Here is a 22051-nt window from a genome sequence, read left to right on the forward strand (position 1 = left end):
TCATGTCCGACAATCCGCTTTTTTCTGAGCGCCTGAACCGGCGCGCGTTTCTGGGGGCATCCGCCTTGGGTGCTGCATCCGTGGCGCTTTCGGCCTGCACAACGACGGACGTGGCGCCGCCGCCGGTGGTAGCGCCGCCGCCGCCAAGCGATTCGGCTTTCGGCGCTGCCGAAAGCATGTACGCGGCACGTGTCGACGAGGGCTACCAACTGCCGGCGATCCCGATATCCAAGCTCGATCCGAAGTTCGTGCGCCAGATCGTGGACGACCCGACCGGAGAAAAGCCCGGCACCATCGTCGTCGATACGTCGGAGCACTTCCTCTATCTGGTGCGCGACGGCGGCAAGGCCATCCGCTACGGCGTCAGCCTCGGCAAGGCCGGTTTCGGCTGGACCGGCACCGCTGTCGTTCAGGCGCGCAAGAAGTGGCCGGTGTGGACGCCACCGCCAGAAATGATCCAGCGCCGGCCGGAACTGGCGAAATACAAGGACGGCATGCCGCCGGGACCGCAGAGCCCGCTCGGCGCCCGTGCGCTCTATCTGTTCCGCGACGGCAAGGACACGATGTACCGGCTGCACGGCACTCCGGAATGGGATTCCATCGGCAAGAACGCTTCGTCCGGCTGTGTGCGCTTCATGAACCAGGACATCATCGACCTGTACAGCCGGGTCAACGGCGTAACCCAGGTCCATGTGCGCGAGACCTTCTCGGTCGCCGGGGAGAACTCCGCCGTGTCGAACAGGACCGCCGAGCCGATCGATGCCGGCGTGCCGAGGGATGCGGAGATCCTGAAATAGGGCGTCAGCGGTCCGCTGATCGCCGACAAAAAAGCGGACGCGCCCGGCGCATCCGCTTTTTTCCATTGTATCCGACTACTTCTTGGCGAGGCCCGGAAGCGTGACCTGATAGACCAGGAACATGGTGTCGACATCGGCGCCGTCCTCGGCCTTGTAGGGCGCGCCGACCTGGAAGCCGTCCTGGGTGAGGAAGTCGTTGTCGTTGGCGACGAACAGGAAATAGTCGTCAGGCAGCGCCGGATCGAGCACGCTAACCACCGACATCGCCTCCCATTTTTCCGAGAGGTTGTTCTTGTCGTTCGGCTTGCCATTGTGCAGGCCGAAGCGGCCGAGCTCGCCCTTGTCGTTGATATCGATGAACGGCGTCAGCCTGGCCGGCGTCACCGAGGGGTCAAGCACGCCCTTGGGCGCCACCGGCTTGTCGGCCGCGTCGAAGGCGCCACCGGCGATGTCGGTCGCCGCGGAGAGATCGACGATGTTGATCTCGCGGTAGAGCGAGGTGTCGCCTTTCAGTCCCTGGCCGTTGTTGCTGTCGCGCGTGATCATCAGGAAGGTCTGGTCGGACAGCGCCACGATCTCGCTTTGCGCGGCGATTTTGGTCTTGCCCTTGGCGTCGGTGAACACCGGCAGCGGCACGATGTATTCATGCGCCAGTTTCAGATGGGCGAGGTCGGAGGCGTCATAGACCAGGGCGCGGGTGTTCTGGCGCGTCGAGCCAGAATCGCCGCCATCCTGCCGCGGCGCCGATTGAAGGACGGCGATGAGGAACTTGCCGTCCGGTGTCAGCGCCATGCCTTCGAGGCCCTGGTTGTTCTGACGGCCGGTGTCGGGATCCTTCGGATCGGGCTCGGCCGCACCCGGGCCCGGATTGTCGGACGCGAAATTCGGCGCGCCATGGCGCATCGGCACCAGGGCGGCCGGCGGCTGCGTGGCCGACAGAAGGTGTCCGTCGGCCGAGAAGCGGTAGATGTTGGGGCCGTATTCGTCGGAGATGAACATCGTGCCGTCCGGCAGCCGCGCGATCGCCTCGTTGTCGAGCGCCAGCTTGCCGTTGACCTCGGGCAGGATCGGCAGGTCGCGGCTTGCCGCGCGAACGCCGTTGAGCGGGTCGAGGCCGGTGGCGTCAGCACCCTTGTCGTCGGTCAAAAGCATGGTGTCGGCGAGCGTCGCCTTGACGCCCGTCTGCTCCTGTCCGGCCGCAGCAGCGGCACCGGGTGCCACCGGCGTGAACTCGATGCCGATCGTGTTGAGGCGCGGCCGGTAGTCGGTGGTGCCGACGACGTTGTAGCCGCGGTCCGGCAGCAGCCACAGCGAGCCCCTGTAGCCGTCGGCGTCATGCGTCCAGCCAGCGGTGTCGATCGACATGCCGGAGCCGGAGCCGAAGGTCTCGCCGAACTTGTCCTTCAGGTTGGCCGGGATGCGGCCGACGCCGACCAGCCCCTTGTTGACGAGGCCGCCGATGGTGGCGGTGCCTTCGGCCAGCGTCGGCGTCACGGCGCCGAACAGCGCCAGCGCGACGCCGAGCGACAGGGTTCGGTGCGAGTTTTTCATGATTATCCTCTTTGCGACAAAGCCGGAGCGGCCAAAACCCGAAAGGACTCCACGTCGCATCGGACGATGCCGCGAGCCCTTTTCCCGGAAGCGGTCTAGGACGCGAACATGATACTGGCGTGACAGGGGCGGGCTCGTTGGCAGCCGGAACCATTCTCCATTCTGATCCGTTGCAACGAAGCCTGGTGCCGCTTCGCGTGATCGGCCGGGCTATGGGATCAGGAAGGGACAGAAATGGGTTTCGATCAGTATCACGAGCCGCCGGAAGAACTGTCGCAGAAGGTGCGAACCTTTGCCCGCATGATCACCTCGCTGATCGAGGAGGCGGAGGCGATCGGCTGGTACGAACAGCGCATGTCGGTGGAAAAAGACCCTCAGGCCAAGGCGATCATGAAGAACGCGCAAGGCGAGGAATTCAAGCATTTCGGCATGGATCTGGAATTCCTGCTGCGTCAGAAGACGGACTGGCGCGCGGAATTGAAGGAGATACTGTTCACCACTGGCGATATTGTGAAGGCTGGCGAGAGGGGCGAGAAGAAGGTGGATTGAGCTACCGGCCTTAGCCACCAGCCGCTGCTCCAGATCAATCGCTGTCGCGCGCGACCAACTCCAGCGGCCAGACCTCGCGGATGAGGCGCGGGCCGTCCGGGCCGGCGAAGGCCGGGATCGAGGCCAGCAGAATCTCGGCGAGCCTTTGGCCCATCGGCTCCAGCGCCGGGCGGAAGGCGGTCAGCGCCGGTGAGAAGTAGCGGCAGAGCGGCGTGTCGACGATGACGGTCACCGCCATGTCGTGACCGGGCTTGATGCCCATCTCGGCCAACGCCTTGCAGCCGCCAAGCGCCATCGCGTCATTGTTGAAGATGATGGCGGTCGGCTTGGCGTGCATGACCTGCGGTGTCACCTCGTAGCCGCCGGCCTCGTTGATGAAGCCGGAGGCAATCAAAGCGGGGTCGACCTCGATGCCATGCCGCCGCAGGGCCTTGCGATAGCCGTCGAGAAACAGATAGCCGAAATTGAGGTCAAGCGACGGACGGATGGCGGCGATGCGGCGGTGGCCGCGCGCCACCAGCCGGTCGACCGCGTCGGCACCGGCCTTTTCGAAGTCAAGGTCGAGGCTGGGATAGGATTTGGCGCCGGAGCGGCTGCGGCCCAGCGTGGCGAAAGGGAAGCCGGCCTGGGTCAGATAATCGATGCGCTCGTCTTCGCGCCGCGTCCAGGCAAGCACCACGGCGTCGGCGCGGCGCGTCTCGACGACACGGCGCAGACGTTCCGACTGATAGTCGCCGGGCGCGCCCATGACCACGGTGAGGTCGAGCCCGCTCTCAGCCAGTTTAGCCTGGAGTCCGATCAGGAACGGAATGAAGAACGGCTCGCCATATTGCTGGTCACCCGGATGCGGCTGCAGCATGAAGGCGATCGAATGGGTGGCGCCCTGGCGCAGACTGCGACCGGACTGGTTCGGCGAATAGTTCAGCGTCTTGGCCGCCGCCAGCACGCGCTGACGCGTATCGGCATTGACGTCGGCGCGTCCATTCAGCGCCCGCGACACGGTGCCGATCGAAATGTTCAGGTGACGTGCAAGGTCGTGAATGCTGGACGCCAAAGGACAGTTCTCCCCCAACCCTCGCTATCACCGGCGGCTGCTCAGGCCAAGGCGACAAGACGATTTTTTACAAGCAGGCGATTGACATTCTACCTCATCGGGTGTGTTCTCGTAAACGTTTACGGAAAAACGTTTACGGTCAAGCCGTGAATGCCGTGACGACCGGTCTGGAGGGACCGAGAGGGAGGAGTGCTAGATGATCAACGTCGTCCTGGTCGGTTGCGGAGCGATGAGCAAGGCCTGGCTTGATGCAGCCAGGCAGGTTGCCGGGCTCGCCATTGTCGGCCTTGTCGACCTTGACGCCGACAGGGCGAAGGCGAGGGCGCGCGAATACGAGCTCACCGGCGCCGTCATCGGCACCAGCCTCGACGCGGTGCTCGACCAGACCCGGCCCGATGCCGTTTTCGACGTCGTTGTTCCCGCCGCGCGGCGCGACGTTGCGTTCTCGGCCTTTGCCCATGATTGCCATCTGCTGACCGAAAAGCCGCTCGCCGACAGTCCCAGGAATGCGCGCGCCATCGTCGAGGCGGCGCGCAGTGCCGGGCGTATCCATGCCGTCGTGCAGAACCGGCGCTATGTCGCCAATGTCAGGCGCATCAGGCGCTTTCTCGATTCCGGCGCCATCGGCGCGCCAACCAGCATCCATGCCGACTTCTTCGTCGCGCCGCATTTCGGCGGTTTTCGCGAAGAGATGGCGCATGTGCTGCTGCTCGACATGGCGATCCACACATTTGATGCCGCCCGCTACATGGTCGCCGGCGAACCGGCCGGCGTCTACTGCCAGGAATGGGAGCCGGCCAATTCCTGGTACCGGCAGGGATCGTCGGCAAGCGCCGTCTTCGATCTCGGCGGCGGCAAGCGTTTCACCTACGCCGGCAGCTGGTGCGCCGCCGGCTTCCGCACCAGCTGGGAAAGCACGTGGCGCATCATCGCCGAGAACGGCAGCCTGGTCTGGGACGGCGAGGAGGGGCTGAAGGCGGAAGTTGTTCTGTCGGTCCGCGACGGCCTGTTCGACCTGACCCAGCCGATCATCGTGCCGCCGCTCGATCCCGCCGACCGCATTGGCGGCCATCTCGGCATCATCCAGGATTTCATGCGCGCCATCGAGACCGGCACCGAGCCGGAAACGCGCGGATCCGACAACATCAAGAGCCTGGCCATGGTTTTTGGCGCCATCGAGAGCGCCGAGACCGGGCGCCGGGTGGCGATCGCTTCACAGGAACAACAATGATGCCAAACCCGCTTCTCGACATCAGGATCGGCACCATGGTGCGGGCCAATCTTGAAGACCCAGCCGCCTATATCAAGGCGATCCTGCCGCTCGGCTTCGAGAGCGTCCAGCCCTTCTTCTGGCAGACGCTGGGCGGCAAGGACCTGCCGCGCCTCGCCGGTGAGATTCGCGAGGCGATCGGCGATGCCGACGTCACGGTCTCCTCGCTTGGCGTGTTCGGCAATCCGCTGGAGAGCGGCGATGTCGATCGCGGTGTGCTCAAGGCCTGGGAAACGGTGATCGACAACGCGCATCTGTTCGGCGCCTCCACGGTCAGCGGTTTCACCGGCCGCCTTCGCGGCAAGCCGCTGCCGGAAAGCCTGCCGCGCTTCAAGGAGGTTTGGGGGCCCCTGGCCAGGCGCGCCGCCGACAAGGGTGTGCGCATCGCCTTCGAGAACTGCGCCATGGACGGCAACTGGGCGGCGGGCGACTGGAACATCGCCCACAATCCGGATGCCTGGGAGATGATGTTCAACGAATTGCCTGACGATAATCTCGGCCTGGAATGGGAGCCCTGCCACCAGCTCGTCTATTTGATCGACCCGATGCCGCAGATCCGCAAATGGGCGCCGCGCATCTTCCACGTGCACGGCAAGGACGCGACGGTGCGCTGGGACGTGATCCGCGAGCATGGCGTGTTCGGCCGTCTGCCCTTCGTGCAGATGCGCACGCCGGGCTTCGGCGACAGCGACTGGATGCGGGTGATCAGCGAATTGCGGCTGGCCGGCTACAAGGGCGCCATCGACATCGAGGGCTGGCACGACCCGGTCTATCGCGACGATCTCGAAATCACCGGCCAGGTGCGGGCGCTGGACTATCTCAAGCAATGCCGGGGAGGTGCCAGCTTCTTGCCGAATCCGGTGTGAGTGCGGGCCGGCGGGAAGGTGCCGGCCAGCCAAGATTGCGGCGTATTGCCGATCGTCGAAACCCCTCGGCTTGCGAGGGAACAAAGGGAGGATAAGTGCATGAGCATGACGATGAGAAGGACACTTCTGCGCTCGACCGTCGTGGCCGCCGCCACCGCGCTCGCCGCTGCGATCTCGACCTTGCCCGCGCAGGCGCTCGACGCCAAATGGTGCAAGGACGTCCACATCCGCTTCTTCGTCGGCGGCGCCGAGGGCGACGCCTTCGGCACCATCGTCTATAATGGCGCCAAGCAGGCCGAGGCCGATCTCGGGCCGAAGGTCGATTACATCTTCTCCGGCTGGGACGTCGAAAAGATGGTGCAGCAATTGCGCGAGGCGGTCGCGGTCAAGCCCGCCGGCATCGCCATGATGGGCCATCCGGGCGACGCCGCGATCATGCCGCTCGCCGAGCAGGCGCATAAGGACGGCATCAAGATGATGTACCAGAACGTGCCTGTGCCGACGGTGACGGCGGCGTTCGGCGGCGGCTATGTCGGCGCCCAGCAGGAACAGCAGGGCCGTGCGCTCGGCGCCGAGGCGTTCAAGCTGGCCGGGCTGAAATCCGGCGACAAGGCGATCATGATCGGCCCGTTCGACAATGAGAGCCGGGGCGCACGCGAGCGTGGGACGGTGGCCGCGCTGAAAGAGGCCGGCATCGATGTCATTCAAATCAATTCTGTACCCGAATGGGCTGCAGATCCGAATCTCGCGATCCCGGTGATCACCGCCGCGTTGCTCAACAACCCCACCGTCAAGGCGGTCGGCTATCCCGGCGGACAGATGCTCGGCAATGTGCCGACCTACATGCAGGCCGCGGGCAGGAAGGCCGGTGACATCTTCAACTTCGGCTTCGACACCAGCCCGCAGATCGTCGAGGCCTTCAAGGGCGGCTGGGTGCAGCTGACGGCCGACCAGCAGCCGTTCATGCAAGGTTATCTGCCGATCCTCAGCCTCTGCCAGCAAGTGGTGCTTGGGCTGGCGCCAATGAATGTCGACACCGGCGCCGGCTTCGTCACGCCGCAGAACTACGAGATCGTTTCCGAGTTGGCCAAGCAGGCGCTGCGCTGACCTCCCAAGGCTGCCGGCCGGGATTTCGCCCGGCCGGCGGGACCGCCGGCAAAGAGGCTGGCAAGCGACAATCAAGCGAGGATACGATGGCCGAACGCATCATCGAACTGCGCGACATCAGCAAGTCCTATGGCCAGGTCTATGCGCTGGGCGGGGTCAATCTCAGCGTCGACCGCGGCGAGGTGGTCGGCCTGATCGGCGACAATGGCGCCGGTAAGTCGACGCTGATCAAGATCCTGTCGGGCGTGGTCAAGCCGACCAGCGGCGAGATCCTCGTGCGCGGCAAGCCGGTGACCGGCTGGAGCGCGGCGCGATCGCGCGACGCCGGCATCGAGACGGTGTTCCAGGACCGGGCGCTCGCCGTGCAGCAGACCATCGTGCGCAACATCTTCATGGGCCGCGAGCTCACCGGCTTCATGGGTTGGCTGAAGGTCAACAAGGAGATCGAGGAGGCGAGCCGGCTGATGCGCGAGATCGGCTTCACCTCGAAAGTGTTCACGCCGCAGTCGATCGTCGGCCAACTCTCCGGCGGCGAGCGCCAGGGCGTGGCGATCGCACGCGCCATCTACAAGCAGGCGGAGCTGATCATCCTCGACGAGCCGACGACGGCACTGTCGCTGACCGAGACCGCCAAGGTGTTTCATTTCGTGCGCCAGGTGCGGGCGAGCGGCCGCTCGATCCTGTTCATCGGCCACAACATCCATCATGTCTTCGACATTGCCGACCGCTTCGTGGTGATGGACCGCGGCAAGGTCGCGCTAACCGCGGACCGCAGCGAAGTCAAGTCGGCCGAGGATCTCATCAATTTCATGGAAGACGTCGCGCATCCGGGCGGGTTGCCCGGGCTGCACGATGCCGGCGACGCGGAGCAGGCAACACGATGAGCAAGACCATGGAACCAGATCTGCACCCCGGCGGCATTCCTCGGCCCAGCTCTGAGAAAGAGTGGAAGCACCCATCCGATCACTGGATGCGCGGCTTCATCCTCGACAACCGCGCGTCGCTCGGCACGCTCGGCGTGTTCGTGGTGATGATGGCGGTGTTCATGATCGCCAACCCGACCGTGTTCACCACCTGGTATCTCTACAGCTCCGTGCTAACCACGCTGCCGGTGGCGCTGTTCGTGGTGGTGCCGCTGGTTTTCGTCGTCACTTGCGGCGAGATCGACCTGTCGTTTCCGGCGACGATGGGCTTTGCCTCATGGGTCTTCGCGCTGGTCGTGCAGGCCGGCTATGATCCATTTCTCGGCATCGCCGCCGCACTGGTCACCGGCATGCTGCTCGGCTTCCTGGTGGGGTCACTCGTGGTCTATGGCGGGCTGTCGTCGCTGATCGCCACGCTCGGCATGAATTTCCTGCTGCGCGGCCTGATCCAGATCATCAACGAGGGCAAGTCGATGGCGTTGACCGGCCTTGCCGACAGCTGGGCCTACAAGATCTTCTCCAGCCAGCTCTACGGCATTCCGGTGCAGATCTTCTGGGCCATCGCCTTTGTCGTGCTGTCGGCGATGCTCTATAACCGCCATCGCTTCGGCGCGCAGGTGAGGGTGGTCGGCGACAACCCTGACAGCGCCCAGCAGATGGGCATCGACGTCAAGCGTGTCAGGGTCAAGGTGTTCGTCTTTGTCGGCATCGGTGCGGCGATCGCCGGCACCTTTTCGGTGATGATCAACTTCACCTGGTGGCCGACAGCTGGCGACGGTTATCTGTTGCCGGTGCTGGCTTCGGTGTTCGTCGGGGGAACGCCGACCTGGGGCGGCATCGGCACCGTCGTCGGCGGCGCCATCGGCGCCGTCACCGTGTCCTTCATCCAGACCGGCGTCGTGGCGGCGGGCCTCAGCGGCTTCTACGTCCAGTTCTTCAACGGGCTGATCATCATCCTGTCGCTGCTCGGCCATAAGTGGAACCAGGCGCGGTATCGGTGAGACCGGGCGGCGCAGCTAATTGACGGGACGCTTGATGGACCGCAGGCCCCGGCGATTGGGGCAGACATCAGTCGCTTCGTCATCCTCGGATCTCCGCGACGTCGCTTCGCTCCTGCTTCGCCCGTGGATGACGAGGGTGGCGAGGCTTCCGCCAGAGAATGACGCCATTACTGGATATGTGGAATGTTGAGGGATTACAAAGCGGTCACTTGTAGGACAACGGGGACAGTGGGCGCTCACACTGCCGCGACAAATCCGTCCAGCACGCGTTTCTGGCCGGCCTTGTCGAAGTCGATGGTCAGCTTGTTGCCTTCGATGGCGGAAATGTTGCCGTTGCCGAATTTCTGGTGGAAGACGCGATCGCCGACGCTGAAGGCGGACGGCGTGTCGGCGACGGATTTGGCGACCAGTTCGCCGTCGATGGTGCGGCCTTTGACTGAGGTGCGGCCGGCGCCGTAGCCGCTGTCGGTCTCGCCATAGCCGATGCGCTCGACCTGGTGGCCGGAGCGCGAGCCCCAGTTGCGGTCGGTTGCCTCGGTGCGGTTGGCCTGCGCGCGTTGCCAGCCCGGCGTTGCATAGGTGTTGGAGAAAGCACCGGATTTTTCCGAGCTGCCGGTGTTGGCGCCGACATTGTCGAAGCGCGAGGCGCCATAGGGGTTCTGCCTTCCTGCCCCTTGGCCGCCACGTCCGGAGGCAAAAGAACCGCCGCCATAGGAATTGCCATAACCGCCATAGGAATTGCCGCTTTCGGCGATCTCGATATGGGCGTCCGGCAACTCTTCGAGGAAACGCGACGGGATGGTAGACTGCCAGAGCCCGTGGATGCGGCGGTTGGAGACGAACCAGATGTGCAGGTTCTTTTTGGCGCGGGTCAGGCCGACATAGGCGAGGCGGCGCTCTTCCTCCAGCCCGGAGCGGCCGCCCTCATCCAGCGCGCGCTGGTGCGGGAATAGGCCTTCCTCCCAGCCGGGGAGAAAAACGGTCTCGAATTCGAGGCCCTTGGCCGAATGCAGCGTCATGATGTTGACGGCGTCGAGCTCGGCATTCTGCTCGGCATCCATGACCAGCGCGACATGCTCGAGGAAGGAGCGCAGCGATTCATACTCCTCCATCGAGCGGATCAGCTCCTTCAGATTTTCCAGCCGGCCAGGTGCTTCGACCGAACGGTCGTTCTTCCACATGTCTGTGTAGCCGCTCTCCTCCAGAATGGTCTCGGCGAGCTCGGTATGAGGCGTGGTTTCCAGCGCCTTCTGCCAGCGCTCGAAATTGGCGGCGACTTCGCGCAGCGCGGCGCGCGGTTTCGGCTTCAGCTCGTCGCTTTCGGCTAGTTTCGCCGCCGCCTCCAGCATCGGGATGCGCAGTGCGCGCGCGGTGTCGTGGATCTGGCGGATGGTGGCTTCGCCAAGGCCGCGCTTGGGCACATTGACGATGCGCTCGAAGGCAAGGTCGTCGGCGCCTTGCGCGACGACGCGGAAAAAGGCCAGCGCGTCGCGGATTTCGAGGCGCTCGTAAAAGCGCGGGCCGCCGATGACGCGGTAGTTGAGGCCGAGCGTGACGAAGCGGTCCTCGAACTCGCGCATCTGGAAGGAGGCGCGCACCAGGATCGCCATGTCATTGAGATTGTGCCTGGCGCGCTGGTAGGTCTCGATGGTCTCGCCAACGGCGCGCGCCTCCTCCTCGGAATCCCAGGCGGCGTGGACATGCACCTTCTCGTCGTCCTCGGCGATCTTTTCGGTGAACAGCGTCTTGCCGAAACGGCCCTCATTGTGGGCGATGAGGTGGGAAGCGGTGCCGAGGATGTGCGCGGTGGAACGGTAGTTTCGCTCCAGCCGGATGATGGTGGCGCCGGGGAAGTCCTTGTCGAAGCGCAGGATGTTGTCGATCTCGGCGCCACGCCAGCCATAGATCGACTGGTCGTCGTCGCCGACGCAGCAGATGTTGACGGTGGCCGGGCGCTGATTTCCCTCCCCCTTGAGGGGAGGGTGGCCGGGCGAAGCCCGGTCGGGTGGGGTCCGAGCGGCAGTGCTCGACGTTCTGGTGTTTGATGACTGGGAGGTGCCTTCTGCGCCGACCCCCTCCGCCCGCTTCGCGGGCACCTCCCCCTCGAGGGGGGAGGATTGCGGCCGCTGCGCCAGCAGGCGCAGCCACATGTACTGGGCGGTGTTGGTGTCCTGATACTCGTCGACGAGGATGTATTTGAAGCGCTTGTGGTATTCCTTCAGCACATCCGGATTGGCGCGGAAGATGCGGATCGGATGGCACAAAAGGTCGCCGAAGTCGCAGGCGTTCAGCGTCTTCAGCCGCTCCTGATAGGCCTTGTAGAGCTCGCGGCCCTTGCCGTTGGCGAAGGCGCGGGCGTCGCCCTCGGGAATGTCGGCGGGGCCAAGCCCCTTGTTCTTCCAGCCGTCGATCATCTGCGCGAACTGCTTGGCCGGCCAGCGCTTGTCGTCCAGGCCTTCGGCCTGGATCAACTGCTTGATCAGGCGCACGACGTCGTCGGTGTCGAGGATGGTGAAATCGGATCTGAGCCCGGCAAGCTCGGCGTGGCGGCGCAAAAGCTTGACGCCGATCGAGTGGAAGGTGCCGAGCCAGGGCATGCCTTCGACCGCTTCACCGACCAGGAGGCCAATGCGCTGCTTCATCTCGCGCGCGGCCTTGTTGGTGAAGGTGACGGCGAGGATCTGCGAGGGGAAGGCCTTGCCGGTGGCAAGGATGTGGGCGATGCGGGTGGTCAGAACGCGCGTCTTGCCGGTGCCGGCGCCGGCCAGCACCAGAACCGGGCCTTCGGTGGTTTCCACCGCCAGCCGCTGCTCGGGGTTGAGGCCGTTCAGATAATCGGGCGCGTTGTTGTGGCCGCTGCGGGCCGCCATGGCGCGCGCGGCTATGCCCGACGGGGCCATGGGCCGCGCATTCGGTTCGTCAAAAAAGGGCATGTCTTCCGAAAAGCCGGACATCGCCTCCGAATGTAGTGATTCGGCGGCGAAAGGCCAGAAGTGTCTACGTTTTGTTCTGGTTTGGAAGCCAGATTCCCGGGCGCCGTGCGAATATTGTCGCCGCAGCACCCGGCAAGCTGTGCAAAACCCTCCCGCTCGGCCTTACCCTGCGGCCGCCCGCATCCGCTCGCCGATCTTGTCGGCGACAAAGCCGGCATCGCGTGCCGCGCCGTGGATCATGGTGGAAGAGGTCGAATGCTGGAAGTGCAAGCCGCAGACATAGAGGCCGGGTTCGCCCTCCACAGCGCCGCGATATTGCTTCACCCGGCCGCTGTCGTCGAAGATCGGCAGCTTGATCCAATCCAGTCCGGCCCGAAATCCGGTGCACCAGATGACGTTGGAAACGTCAAGAAGCTGGCCGTCGTCGAGCAGCGGTTTGCCGTCGCGGACCCCGGCAACGCGGGCGACCCGGAGGACGCCGGCGGCATCCAGATCCCGAGGCTTGACCCGGATCAGCGGCAGGCCATGGGCGAGCTGCCCGGGTTTTGCCTTGCGGCCCATTGGCGTATCGACGGTGAGCAATCGATGGAAAACGAAGCGGAAGACGACAGGCAGGATCAGGCGCATCGCGAGATAGCCATTGTAGGCGACCGGGATGTGGCCTGGATGCCTGCCGGCCAGCCAGACCTTGTGCGTAGGCACGAGATCCATGGCGATTTCCGCGCCGGAATTGCTGGCGCCGACCAGCAGCACGCTGCCCGGCTTGAGTTGCTCGGGGTTCTTGTAGGCGACCGAATGGAATTGCCGGATCGACGGATCGAGCGAGGCCGCGAATTCCGGGATCTTCGGCTTCTGGTAGCTCGAGGCCGCGACCACGACATGATTGGCGATGTACCGCGTCCGGCCAGCCGTCACGACATAGCGGCCGTCGATGCGGGTCACCTCGTCGACCTTGACGCCGGTGCGCACGGGCAAGGAAAATTTTCCAGCATAGGTCTCCAGATAGTCGGCCATGTCGTCCTTGGTCGGGAAGGAATAACGACCAGCGGGGAAGGGCATGCCGATCAGCCCGTCAAAACGCGCTGGTGTGAACAGGCGCAGCGAATCCCAGCGCGAACGCCAGATGTCACCGACGCGTTCGCGGGCCTCCAGCATGACGAATTTCACGCCCCGGCGGGCGAGGTGATAGCCGACGGAAAGGCCATTCTGTCCGGCGCCGATGACGACGACATCGACATGTTCTTCCCTCGGCACTGGTCGCGTTTCGTCGCCGATCGGCGCCTGGCTGCCAACTGCCTGCAGTGTGCCGGCCTCCAGTTGCATGAACGCCACGCCTTGTTCCAGCAGCGCGCCGGCACGCGCCCTGGTCTCGGCGATGCCGACACGGCTGCTGCGGGGCTTAATTCCATGCGTTGAGATTGGGCCGGATTCCGAAGTCGGGGTCATGATCGTCTCCATGCGGTTTCGTCAGTCATGGATCAAAGATAGCGAACCGGCTCGGCGGCGCTTCGGGGAGATACCCCAGACGACAAAAGAAACGGCATGGGGATTTCCCCCCATGCCGTAGCGTCAGAGCAGGCCGTTCTGGAAGGCGTAAGCGGTCGCTCCGGCGCGCGAGTTGACCGCGAGCTTGTCGAATATGTTGCTCAGATGCCGGTCGACGGTCTTTTCGCTGAGGCCCAATTCGGTCGCTATCAGCCTGTTGGTCTTGCCGGTGGCGACAAGGCCGAGCACTTCGATCTCGCGCCGGGTCAGGCCGTGCGGACGCGAATTGGTTGGTCCAGTCAGAGCAGTGATGCGGGCGAGGTCGGGCGCAGCGCCAAGTTCGGCGAAGATCTCCCGGGCGGCATCGAATTCAAGCCCGGCGCTGTCCTCGTCGCCGAGCTTGCGGCAAGCCTGCCCGGCGAGGACCCGCAAACGTGCCTCCAGATAGGGCGCGCCGGCGCGCTGCCAGGTCGTCAGTGCGGCACGGAAATGGCCGAGCGCTGCTGCCGGGTTGTCTTCGACCAGTTCGATTTCGCCTTTCGCCTGCGCGGCCATCGCGGCCAGAATGTCGGTGGCGAAGCGGTTGGAGATCGCCTGCAATTCCTGGCAGGCGTCGCGCGCCTCCTCTTTGGCGCCAACGGCGATCATGATCTCGACCAGCGCCGGCAGCAGGCGGGCCCGGCTCAGCGGGGCCTTGGTCGTGGCCAGCACGCGGCGAATGGTTGCCGCTGCCTGTTCAGCCCGGCCCTGCATGAGACGCAGCAGGGCCATGCCGGGCTGTGGTTCGAGGCCGAGCCGGCTGGCGGAACGGTAGAGCTTCTCGGCGGCGGAGACTTCGCCGCGCAGCCGGTGAATTTCGGCCTCCTGGTAGGCGGCTCCAGCCTCCATCTCGTTGCCGATCGCATGGGCCAGCGACAGCGTCGCGCGCCGTGCCTCGGTAATGGATTCCTGCCAGGCGCCGTTCAACTCCAGGATCTCGGCGCGGTGAAGCATGCAGATGCCGTGGAACTGAACCAGCTGCGGCTGTGCTCCGCACCAGTTCGACAGCGCGTCGGTCCATTCGCGCGAGCGATCGAGCGCGTAGACCTGCCGACACGCAGCGATGAGGTTGCAGTAGATGAGGCCGGTGACGATGGGCGAGAGCTTGCCTTCCGCAGCCGGCAGCATGGCCTCGTCGAGCAAGGCGATGCCTTCCTCGATCCGGCCCTGCCGCGTCAGGGCACGGCCGAGATAGCATCTGGCGAAGGCGATCAGGTCGATGTCGCAACAGCGTTCACCGATCGCCAGCGCCTGCCTTGCCAGCACCTCCGATGCCGGATCGTTGCCGGTCATGCTTTCCTTTTGGGCGGCCAACAACACCAGGTAACCATGCGCCGCGCACTCGCGGCCGAAGCCATCCGCGAGGCGCTGCGCCTGCTGGATACAAGCGGTTGCGTGGCCTTCTTCGCCCAATGCGAAAAGCCGGAAGCCACGGAAGAATGCCCAATACGCCGCCCGGTCGTCGCGACCGGCTTCGATAAGCATGTTGAAGAGGCGCTCGCCGGTGGCGAAGCTGTCCTCATCGCGGTCCAGCATGCCGGCCGTCCAGAGCAGCCTTTCCAGGTCTTCCGGGCCTAGCGGCGCGATCTCATCCGTCGCCCGCAAAAGCTCGAATGCATCCGCCCATGCGCGCTGCCCATAGGCATTGCGGGCCTGTTCGAGCAGTGAGGCGGCATCGGCTTTCATCGGCAAAGCATAGCATTGCCCGACGAGCGGCAGAAGAATGGCGAATGCCGCGCCCTGTCATTTCGACGTGAGTGGGGGCACGACCAGAGGATGGCAAAGCAAAGTCGGGGGCATCAAAGGATGTTGTTCTGCTAATTTGACACCGGGCGCAGGCGGGCGGAAAACTGCGGCAGCGGGTGAAATAGAATCGGAAGAAAGCTACGTTTCGATTTCATGGTGGCGGTTTGGGCCGCTCGCCTGTTGGCCTGAAGGAGTGTCGTCATGGCAACCGTCCTCACCGCCCTGATTTTGGCTGTTATCGGACTGGTGATTGGCGGCGGCGGCATCCGGTTGGCGATGCTGGGCGGCAGCTGGTATTACGTCATCACAGGCATCGCCTTCCTGATCGCAGCTTGGCTGCTCTACAGGCGCCGGTCCACGGCATTGTGGCTCTATGCGGCGATCGTCATCGGGACGCTGTGCTGGGCGGTCTGGGAAATCGGCTTCGACTGGTGGGAACTCGGCCCGCGCGGCGGCGTCATCGTGCTTCTGGCGCTGTGGCTGTTGACACCGTGGGCGCGGCGCGGCCTGACCGGCCCCGACGCGCGGGCCCCGCTGATCCTGGCGGTGCTGGCCTCGCTCGCCGTCGCCGGCTATTCGATGACCGCCGATCCAAAGGACATTGCCGGCGAACTCAACAGCGACAAGGTGACGCCGACCGCCGATCTCGGCGGCAATGTGCCTGCAGGCGAATGGCACTTCTATGGCCGCACGCAGTATGGCCAGCGCTATTCGCCGCTCGACCAGATCACATCGGACAATGTCGCCACGCTGCAGCCGGCCTGGACCTATCGTACCGGCGACGTGAAGGGTCCCGACGACATTGGCGAGACGACCTACCAGGTGACGCCGCTGAAGATCGGCGACGCGCTCTACATCTGCACGCCGCACAATTTCGCCATCGCCATCGATGCCGCAACCGGCAAGGAGAAATGGCGCTTCGATCCCAAGATCAAGCTGGACAAGGATCGCCAGCACCAGACCTGCCGCGGCGTGTCCTATTATGCCGACGCCAAGATCGCCTCCGGCCAGCCCTGTGCGACGCGCGTCTATCTACCGACGTCCGACGCGCGGCTGATCGCGCTCGACGCCGCGAACGGTCAGGTGTGCCCGTCCTTTGCCGAAGCCGGGACGCTGAACCTGCTCGCCAACATGCCATACCCGAAGTCGGGCTATTATTATTCGACCTCTGCGCCTCTGATATCGGGCGGCAAGATCATCGTCGGCGGTGCGGTCAACGACAATTATTCGACGCAGGAACCGTCCGGCGTCATCCGCGCCTTCGACGTCGACACCGGCGCCCTGGTGTGGAACTGGGATTCCGGCAATCCGGGTGAGACGACGCCGCTGGCGGCGGGCCAGACCTACACCAACAACTCACCCAATATGTGGTCGACGGCGAGCGCCGACGAGAAGCTCGGCCTGCTCTATGTGCCGCTCGGCAACCAGACCCCTGACCAGCTCGGCGCCGGGCGCAGCGCCGATGTCGAGAAGTTTTCCTCCTCGATCACGGCGCTCGATCTCGCCACCGGGCAGTTGCGCTGGGTGCGGCAGACCGTACACCACGACCTCTGGGACATGGACGTGCCGGCGCAGCCGACACTGGTCGACATCACCACCGCCGCCGGCGTGGTGCCGGCGCTGGTCGGGCCGACCAAGCAGGGCGACCTCTATGTGCTCGACCGGCGCACGGGCGAGCCGATCGTTCCGATCAAGGAAGTGCCGGCGCCTGGTGGCGCGGTCGAAGGTGACCAGGCCTCGCCGACACAGCCGGCTTCGGACCTGAGCCTCAATCCGAAGCCGCTGACCGGCGCCGACATGTGGGGCATCACCATGTTCGACCAGCTGGCCTGCCGGATCGAACTCAAGAAACTGCGCTATGAGGGGCGCTATACGCCGCCTTCCGTGCAGGGCTCGCTGATCTATCCCGGCAATTTCGGCACCTTCAACTGGGGTGGCGTCGCGGTCGATCCGGTGCGGCAGGTGATGTTCGGCATGCCGACCTATCTGGCGTTCACGTCGAGGCTTGTGCCGCGCGCGGATGTGCCGCCGCCGGGCGACAACACCAAGGGTAGCGAGCAGGGGCTCAACCGCAACGAGGGCGCGCCCTATGCGGTGGTGATGGGACCATTCCTGTCGCCGCTCGGCATTCCCTGCCAGGCGCCGCCCTGGGGCTATGTGGCGGGCGCCGATCTGAGGACCGGCAAGATCATCTACAAGCATCGCAACGGCACCGTCTACGACATGACGCCGTTGCCGCTGCCGCTCAAGGTCGGCGTGCCGGGCATTGGCGGGCCGATGATCACCGCCGGCGGCGTTGCTTTCCTGGGTGCCGCGGTTGACGACTATGTGCGTGCCTATGACCTGACATCGGGCAAGCAACTCTGGCAGGCGCGGCTGCCGGCCGGCGGCCAGTCGACGCCGATGACCTACACGGTCGTCGATGGACGCCAGTTCGTCGTCATTGTTGCCGGCGGCCACGGTTCGGTCGGCACCAAGCCGGGCGACTATGTGATGGCCTATACGCTGCCGAAGTAGGAGGAGGCTGGAGGGATATTAGCGTGCCGCAAGCTGGCGCCGGGCTTCAGTGGCGATTTCCTCATTCGTATAGGCGTGTCCGTCGATGCCCCAACCACCGTCCGGCGCTTCGACGATCTGTACCCAGGTGCGTTCCCTGAGCGTCGGGTCGCCGGCCGCGGCGACGACGATATCGGTCATATCCTTGGTGATACCGATTTTCTTGTCGCGATCGAGAACGCCAACCGGCGTCAGCACCTGGATGCGGACATAGTTGCTGTCGCCATTGGCGTTTGCCAGCGTATCCGGCTCCAGCTCGTGGATAAAGGTGGCAGTGTTGTCGGTGAACCATGGAATGAGCGGCACCTTTTCCCACCGCGTCAGCGCCTCGTTGAGCGCCTTGGTCAGCTCACGTTTGTTGCGGAATGTTCCTTTGGCAGCGTACACGTCGATCATGGGCATGAAGTGGTCCTCTCGGAAAACTATGACGGGCATCATAGGAGGTTCAGCAATGCCATATGACGACCGTCATAGTCAATGGCATGGCGATGAATTGGGGGAGCGGTGATGGAATTGGATAGCCGGGCGAAGATGGTGCGCAGCGCGGCGTTGCTGATCGCTTCGCGCGGGGTGAACGCGACGTCATTTTCGGATGTGCTTGCCGACAGCGGGGCGCCGCGCGGTTCGATCTACCACCATTTTCCAGAGGGGAAACACCAGCTCGCGCAAGATGCCGTGCGCTTGACCGGCGCGTGGGTGCTGGCGCGCCAGGGCGCCTGCGCCGGCACCACGGCGGCGGACGTGCTTTCGTGCTTCGTCGATCTCTGGCGTCAGGTGGTGCTGGCCTCAGCCGGCGCGTCGGGTTGCGCCGTGGCGGGCGTAGCCATCGACAGCGGTCCGGGCGAGGGTGGGCTCATCGAGGTGGTGCGGGCGACGTTCCGATCCTGGGTTGCCCTGCTCACGGAGCAATTCGAAGCCGCCGGTGTTCCGCCCGCCCGCGCGGCGCCGATCGCGCTTGCCACGGTAGCCGGCATGGAAGGCGCGCTTATCCTGTGTCGCGCGGAAGGAAGCAGCGCCCCGCTGGATACCGTCGCCGAGGAACTGATGCGGCTGCTGCCGTAGAGGACGGCAGACGCGGAGACCTTCCTACCCGGAGTTGAAAAGATCAGAGCCCGAGATGGCTCTTCAGGCTGGGCACCGAGCTAAGCACCTGGCCGGTCAGGTCGGGGCCGGCAGCGGCTTCCGCCTGCTGGATCAGGGTCGTGCCGGCCTTCTGGATCTGTGCCATGTCGAGGCCGGATGCCTTGAGCGCGGCAACGCCGTTGATCAGCGCGCCGGCCTTTTCGCCAAGCACACCGCCGAGCGCACCTTGCAGCGACGACAGCAAGCCGCCGCCGCTGGTGCCGCCGGCCGCGCCGGCAGCCATGACGTCGTATTTCTGGGCGAGGGCGTCGGCCCCGGGAATCTTGGCGAAGAACGAGGAGACGCTGGTGCCTTCCGCCTCATGCTCGAGCACCGAAAAAATGGTGCCGACGACCTTCTCCGTCGTTGCCTGATTGAGACCGGCCTTCTGGGAGACGGTGTTCACGATGTCCTGGGCGTCCATGGTCTTCCCTCAGGCTTGGGTTTCAGTCGTTGGTTTTCGAGCGGCCAGCGGGCCGGGGCCGGTTGCTGCGGACCTTGACCATCGATCGCTTCGTCGCAGCCAAGGCAGCGGACCGCAGCGCCAGCAAGGCGGCGCCGGCAAGCATGAACGCGCCGGCGAGGATCGGAGTGGGGAAGGTCATGGGCGTTGTTCCTTCTTGGTCAGAATGGGCGCAACTGCAGTGTAGGGACGAGACCGCCACCGGCAGCTTCCCTTTATATTGTGGCGGCAGCATCAAGATTGTCGGAAATGACCAAAATGTGATTAAGGCCTTCGCGTCAGGGCTTTTTTGCCGACACCAGCAAGTAGCACTTGCTGACCGCGCCAAAATAACCCGCGATCAGCCGGCAGACGGCGGCCGTGCCGAGGGCGGACTTCAGGCTCATGGCACCTTTTCTTCGTTCCGACATCGGCCAAGCGAGGAGGCTGCGGCGGAAGCCGCCGAGGCAATCGTCGGTTGCGTCTTCCACCTTGACGTCCTGAAAGCCGACATCGGCGAAGAGCGCCCGATAGGCCGCGGTATCGGGCACGAGATTGGCTTTCGGAACGCCCAGCCGATCCGAGATCGACGATGTGAAGCCGCGAAACAGAATATCGGAGAGAACCAGCGCGCCGCCCGGCTTGAGAACGCGAAACGCTTCCGCGAGGAATGCCGCGCGTGTGTCGAAATGGAAAGCTGCTTCCACGCAAATCACCGCGTCAAAACTTGCATCGGCAAAGGCGAGCTTGACCGCATCCATCTGAAGCACCGTTGCGCCCGGCGCGTTCTGGCGCGCTATAGCGACCTGGGCGTCGGAGATGTTGATGGCGGTGACCGCCTCCGGCGGATAGCTGAGCAGCAAGCGCTTCGTCGACGCGCCGAGCCCGCAGGCGACATCGAGAATGCTGCCCGTCTTCTTTGGCAGCCGCGCCAGCAATGTGTCGACAAGGGCTTCGCTGGCTTCGCGCTGCGATGTGGCGCCCGTCGCCCAATAGCCGAAATTATAGAAGCCGCTGCCGCCATAGTAGCGGCGCTGCTTGCTGCTTTTCATGACCCGATCGTAGATGCGGACCATTTTCTGCTGCGCGGTCATCGGCAGTCCTTATGTCAATGCGGGGAGGTCGACCAGTTCGAGAAAGCGGCCGACAGCCCGTCCCGGGCGAACGGATTGGCCGCGCTGGCGCATGATCACCTCGACGTTGCCGATCGGCGCCAGCGTCACACGGGTTCGATAGGCGATCCGCGCCTTTGGCGCCAGTTCCACGGTACGTGTCGACAGGATGGTCGCGAGCGCGATCTTCATCATCTGCATGCCAAAGGTGACGCCCGGGCACATGTGGCCGCCGGCGCCGAACACCGTATATTGAAACGGCGATGGCTTGATCGTCGCCCAGCGTCCGGGCTGAAAACTGTCCGGGTTGGGGTAGAGTTCGGGATCGCGATTGATCGTCATGGCGCTGATCAGCACAAGTTCGCCCTTGGCGACGCGCTCATTGCCCAAATTCGTCGGGCGTGTCGCCTTTCGCATTTGCAGCGGCACCGGCGGAAACAGCCGCATGGCCTCGCGGATCGTGGCATCGAGCACAGGCAGCATGCCGATCCGGTCCATGGTCGCGGGATGGCCGCCGGTGGCGGCGTCGATTTCGGCGACAAGCTCCGCCATCGCGTCAGGATGCTGGGTCAGCAGGATCAACGTCCAGGCCAGCGCGTTCTGACAGGTGTCGTAGGCGGCTCCGAAGACGAAGCTGACGATGCCGCCGATCAATTCGACAGCGGGCGGATTGCCCTTTTCATCGGTGTTGTTGACCAGGATCGAGAGGATGTCCTGTGCGTCCTTGTTGCCGCGTTTCTCTTCGGCCCATGACAGGATGGCGCGTTCCTGGCCTTCGGCCTCCCGCAACCAGCGGAAGTAGGCCGGGGTGGGAAGGATCCAGCTTGCCTGCATGGCGCGCGCGATCATCTCGGCGATCGGCATGGCGCGCGCATGATCGTCGCCAAAGAGAAGGCCGATTGCCAGGTGCTTGGCCATCGTCTTGGCGGCTTCGGTCAACGCGAAGGGCGTACCGATGGGCCAGGTTGAAACCTGCTCGGCGGCGATCCTCGCCATTTCGGGGCTCATCGCCATGACGGCGGGGCGTTTCAACGGCGGTGCGAACAGTTTGCGGTAGTGCTCATGGCGCTCGCCGCGCAGCCGCGTCATGCCGTAGGAAAGCCGGTTCGAGGCGCCGGATCGCTTGCTGGTCGCACTGATCTGGACGTTGCGCCAGGTGTCTGTGTCGGACAGCATGGTCCGATACAGCCCGGCATCGGCGATCATGAAGACACGCCTGGGCTTTGCCGTCGTCGAATGGGGGTATTCGGCGCGAATAAAAGGGCCGAAAACACGGTGTGCGTCGCGCGCTGCGGTCAGCGGTTCAGCCGCGAAACGGGCCATCAGCCCGAGTGTGCGCCATTTACCCACCTTGCGTGCAAGCATACCACCCCGACGCCCATCTCAGCGCAAATTCGCCTGTTCCTCGAAGCGTCACCTTACGGATATCCCTTCATCGGTCCATAGGCTTGTGCAAGATCGGCAAAAAGGGCAACGCGCCGATTTCTTCACGCGGCGT

General features: G+C 64.5%; 19 protein-coding genes. 9 read left to right on the forward strand and 10 right to left on the reverse strand.

The window, feature by feature from the left end:
• The first annotated feature begins 2 nt into the window (after positions 1 to 2).
• Positions 3 to 797: a L,D-transpeptidase gene (locus AC1D0N_RS13760; protein WP_477244672.1), complete on the forward strand. Its 795-nt coding sequence runs from the start codon at positions 3 to 5 to the stop codon at positions 795 to 797.
• 75 nt (positions 798 to 872) lie between these two features.
• On the opposite strand, the gene AC1D0N_RS13765 is transcribed toward AC1D0N_RS13760, so the two are convergent.
• Positions 873 to 2348, reverse strand: a complete 1476-nt coding sequence (locus AC1D0N_RS13765) for an esterase-like activity of phytase family protein (protein ID WP_477244674.1) — start codon at positions 2346 to 2348, stop codon at positions 873 to 875.
• Positions 2349 to 2582: 234 nt separating this feature from the next.
• On the opposite strand from AC1D0N_RS13765, the gene AC1D0N_RS13770 reads away from it, so the two are divergent.
• Positions 2583 to 2897 carry a ferritin family protein gene (locus tag AC1D0N_RS13770; protein WP_477244675.1) on the forward strand — a complete coding sequence of 105 codons (315 nt, stop codon included), beginning with the start codon at positions 2583 to 2585 and terminating at the stop codon, positions 2895 to 2897.
• A gap of 34 nt (positions 2898 to 2931) precedes the next feature.
• On the opposite strand, the gene AC1D0N_RS13775 is transcribed toward AC1D0N_RS13770, so the two are convergent.
• Positions 2932 to 3951, reverse strand: a complete 1020-nt coding sequence (locus AC1D0N_RS13775) for a LacI family DNA-binding transcriptional regulator (RefSeq protein WP_477244677.1) — start codon at positions 3949 to 3951, stop codon at positions 2932 to 2934.
• Between the two features lie 196 nt (positions 3952 to 4147).
• Here AC1D0N_RS13775 and AC1D0N_RS13780 point away from each other — a divergent pair, with 196 nt between their 5' ends.
• From AC1D0N_RS13780 to AC1D0N_RS13800, 5 genes are all read left to right on the forward strand, one after another.
• Positions 4148 to 5182: a Gfo/Idh/MocA family protein gene (locus AC1D0N_RS13780; RefSeq protein ID WP_477244679.1), complete on the forward strand. Its 1035-nt coding sequence runs from the start codon at positions 4148 to 4150 to the stop codon at positions 5180 to 5182.
• On the forward strand, positions 5182 to 6087 hold the full coding sequence (locus tag AC1D0N_RS13785) for a sugar phosphate isomerase/epimerase family protein (protein ID WP_477244681.1): 906 nt from the start codon (positions 5182 to 5184) through the stop codon (positions 6085 to 6087). Before AC1D0N_RS13780 ends, AC1D0N_RS13785 begins: the two co-directional genes overlap by 1 nt.
• A 99-nt stretch (positions 6088 to 6186) precedes the next feature.
• A complete protein-coding gene (locus AC1D0N_RS13790) occupies positions 6187 to 7194 on the forward strand; it encodes a substrate-binding domain-containing protein (RefSeq protein WP_477244683.1) in 1008 nt (335 codons plus the stop codon).
• 86 nt (positions 7195 to 7280) lie between these two features.
• Positions 7281 to 8078, forward strand: a complete 798-nt coding sequence (locus AC1D0N_RS13795; protein ID WP_477244685.1) for an ATP-binding cassette domain-containing protein — start codon at positions 7281 to 7283, stop codon at positions 8076 to 8078.
• Complete coding sequence (locus AC1D0N_RS13800) at positions 8075 to 9118, forward strand: ABC transporter permease (protein ID WP_477244686.1); 1044 nt, start codon at positions 8075 to 8077, stop codon at positions 9116 to 9118. The genes AC1D0N_RS13795 and AC1D0N_RS13800 overlap by 4 nt, the downstream gene beginning before the upstream one ends.
• Before the next feature lie 236 nt (positions 9119 to 9354).
• Here the strand turns inward: AC1D0N_RS13800 and AC1D0N_RS13805 are convergent, their stop codons facing one another.
• From AC1D0N_RS13805 to AC1D0N_RS13815, 3 genes are all read right to left on the reverse strand, one after another.
• Positions 9355 to 12072, reverse strand: coding sequence for an ATP-dependent helicase (locus AC1D0N_RS13805; RefSeq protein ID WP_477244688.1), 2718 nt, complete (start codon positions 12070 to 12072; stop codon positions 9355 to 9357).
• A gap of 141 nt (positions 12073 to 12213) precedes the next feature.
• On the reverse strand, positions 12214 to 13497 hold the full coding sequence (locus tag AC1D0N_RS13810) for a flavin-containing monooxygenase (RefSeq protein ID WP_477244690.1): 1284 nt from the start codon (positions 13495 to 13497) through the stop codon (positions 12214 to 12216).
• Between the two features lie 123 nt (positions 13498 to 13620).
• Positions 13621 to 15261 (reverse strand): LuxR C-terminal-related transcriptional regulator, encoded by a 1641-nt coding sequence (locus AC1D0N_RS13815; RefSeq protein WP_477244692.1) that lies wholly within the window; start codon positions 15259 to 15261, stop codon positions 13621 to 13623.
• A 261-nt stretch (positions 15262 to 15522) separates the two neighbouring features.
• Between AC1D0N_RS13815 and AC1D0N_RS13820 the strand changes: the two genes are divergently transcribed.
• Entirely contained in the window at positions 15523 to 17838 is a 2316-nt protein-coding gene (locus tag AC1D0N_RS13820) for a glucose/quinate/shikimate family membrane-bound PQQ-dependent dehydrogenase (protein WP_477244693.1), read from the forward strand.
• Between the two features lie 18 nt (positions 17839 to 17856).
• Here the strand turns inward: AC1D0N_RS13820 and AC1D0N_RS13825 are convergent, their stop codons facing one another.
• A complete protein-coding gene (locus AC1D0N_RS13825) occupies positions 17857 to 18279 on the reverse strand; it encodes a tautomerase family protein (protein ID WP_477244695.1) in 423 nt (140 codons plus the stop codon).
• 105 nt (positions 18280 to 18384) lie between these two features.
• Here AC1D0N_RS13825 and AC1D0N_RS13830 point away from each other — a divergent pair, with 105 nt between their 5' ends.
• Positions 18385 to 18939, forward strand: coding sequence for a TetR/AcrR family transcriptional regulator (locus tag AC1D0N_RS13830; protein WP_477244697.1), 555 nt, complete (start codon positions 18385 to 18387; stop codon positions 18937 to 18939).
• A gap of 43 nt (positions 18940 to 18982) precedes the next feature.
• Here AC1D0N_RS13830 and AC1D0N_RS13835 read toward each other — a convergent pair whose 3' ends face one another.
• The 4 genes from AC1D0N_RS13835 to AC1D0N_RS13850 all read right to left on the reverse strand — a co-directional run bounded on the left by AC1D0N_RS13835 (position 18983) and on the right by AC1D0N_RS13850 (position 21918).
• On the reverse strand, positions 18983 to 19423 hold the full coding sequence (locus AC1D0N_RS13835) for a hypothetical protein (protein WP_477244699.1): 441 nt from the start codon (positions 19421 to 19423) through the stop codon (positions 18983 to 18985).
• 22 nt (positions 19424 to 19445) lie between these two features.
• Positions 19446 to 19604 (reverse strand): hypothetical protein, encoded by a 159-nt coding sequence (locus AC1D0N_RS13840; RefSeq protein ID WP_477244701.1) that lies wholly within the window; start codon positions 19602 to 19604, stop codon positions 19446 to 19448.
• A gap of 136 nt (positions 19605 to 19740) precedes the next feature.
• Complete coding sequence (locus AC1D0N_RS13845; RefSeq protein ID WP_477244703.1) at positions 19741 to 20535, reverse strand: class I SAM-dependent methyltransferase; 795 nt, start codon at positions 20533 to 20535, stop codon at positions 19741 to 19743.
• Between the two features lie 9 nt (positions 20536 to 20544).
• Positions 20545 to 21918 carry a cytochrome P450 gene (locus AC1D0N_RS13850; protein WP_477244705.1) on the reverse strand — a complete coding sequence of 458 codons (1374 nt, stop codon included), beginning with the start codon at positions 21916 to 21918 and terminating at the stop codon, positions 20545 to 20547.
• Positions 21919 to 22051 lie beyond the last annotated feature (133 nt).

The organism is Mesorhizobium sp. P2_E10 (assembly GCF_056404235.1).

Bases quoted from the DNA above. Each gene is read 5' to 3' on its own strand.
- AC1D0N_RS13760 (WP_477244672.1), top strand. From the start codon at position 3: ATGTCCGACAATCCGCTTTTTTCTGAGCGCCTGAACCGGCGCGCGTTT.
- AC1D0N_RS13765 (WP_477244674.1), bottom strand. From the start codon at position 2,348: ATGAAAAACTCGCACCGAACCCTGTCGCTCGGCGTCGCGCTGGCGCTG.
- AC1D0N_RS13770 (WP_477244675.1), top strand. From the start codon at position 2,583: ATGGGTTTCGATCAGTATCACGAGCCGCCGGAAGAACTGTCGCAGAAG.
- AC1D0N_RS13780 (WP_477244679.1), top strand. From the start codon at position 4,148: ATGATCAACGTCGTCCTGGTCGGTTGCGGAGCGATGAGCAAGGCCTGG.
- AC1D0N_RS13785 (WP_477244681.1), top strand. From the start codon at position 5,182: ATGCCAAACCCGCTTCTCGACATCAGGATCGGCACCATGGTGCGGGCC.
- AC1D0N_RS13790 (WP_477244683.1), top strand. From the start codon at position 6,187: ATGAGCATGACGATGAGAAGGACACTTCTGCGCTCGACCGTCGTGGCC.
- AC1D0N_RS13795 (WP_477244685.1), top strand. From the start codon at position 7,281: ATGGCCGAACGCATCATCGAACTGCGCGACATCAGCAAGTCCTATGGC.
- AC1D0N_RS13800 (WP_477244686.1), top strand. From the start codon at position 8,075: ATGAGCAAGACCATGGAACCAGATCTGCACCCCGGCGGCATTCCTCGG.
- AC1D0N_RS13805 (WP_477244688.1), bottom strand. From the start codon at position 12,072: ATGTCCGGCTTTTCGGAAGACATGCCCTTTTTTGACGAACCGAATGCG.
- AC1D0N_RS13810 (WP_477244690.1), bottom strand. From the start codon at position 13,497: ATGACCCCGACTTCGGAATCCGGCCCAATCTCAACGCATGGAATTAAG.
- AC1D0N_RS13815 (WP_477244692.1), bottom strand. From the start codon at position 15,261: ATGAAAGCCGATGCCGCCTCACTGCTCGAACAGGCCCGCAATGCCTAT.
- AC1D0N_RS13820 (WP_477244693.1), top strand. From the start codon at position 15,523: ATGGCAACCGTCCTCACCGCCCTGATTTTGGCTGTTATCGGACTGGTG.
- AC1D0N_RS13825 (WP_477244695.1), bottom strand. From the start codon at position 18,279: ATGCCCATGATCGACGTGTACGCTGCCAAAGGAACATTCCGCAACAAA.
- AC1D0N_RS13830 (WP_477244697.1), top strand. From the start codon at position 18,385: ATGGAATTGGATAGCCGGGCGAAGATGGTGCGCAGCGCGGCGTTGCTG.
- AC1D0N_RS13835 (WP_477244699.1), bottom strand. From the start codon at position 19,423: ATGGACGCCCAGGACATCGTGAACACCGTCTCCCAGAAGGCCGGTCTC.
- AC1D0N_RS13840 (WP_477244701.1), bottom strand. From the start codon at position 19,604: ATGACCTTCCCCACTCCGATCCTCGCCGGCGCGTTCATGCTTGCCGGC.
- AC1D0N_RS13845 (WP_477244703.1), bottom strand. From the start codon at position 20,535: ATGACCGCGCAGCAGAAAATGGTCCGCATCTACGATCGGGTCATGAAA.
- AC1D0N_RS13850 (WP_477244705.1), bottom strand. From the start codon at position 21,918: ATGCTTGCACGCAAGGTGGGTAAATGGCGCACACTCGGGCTGATGGCC.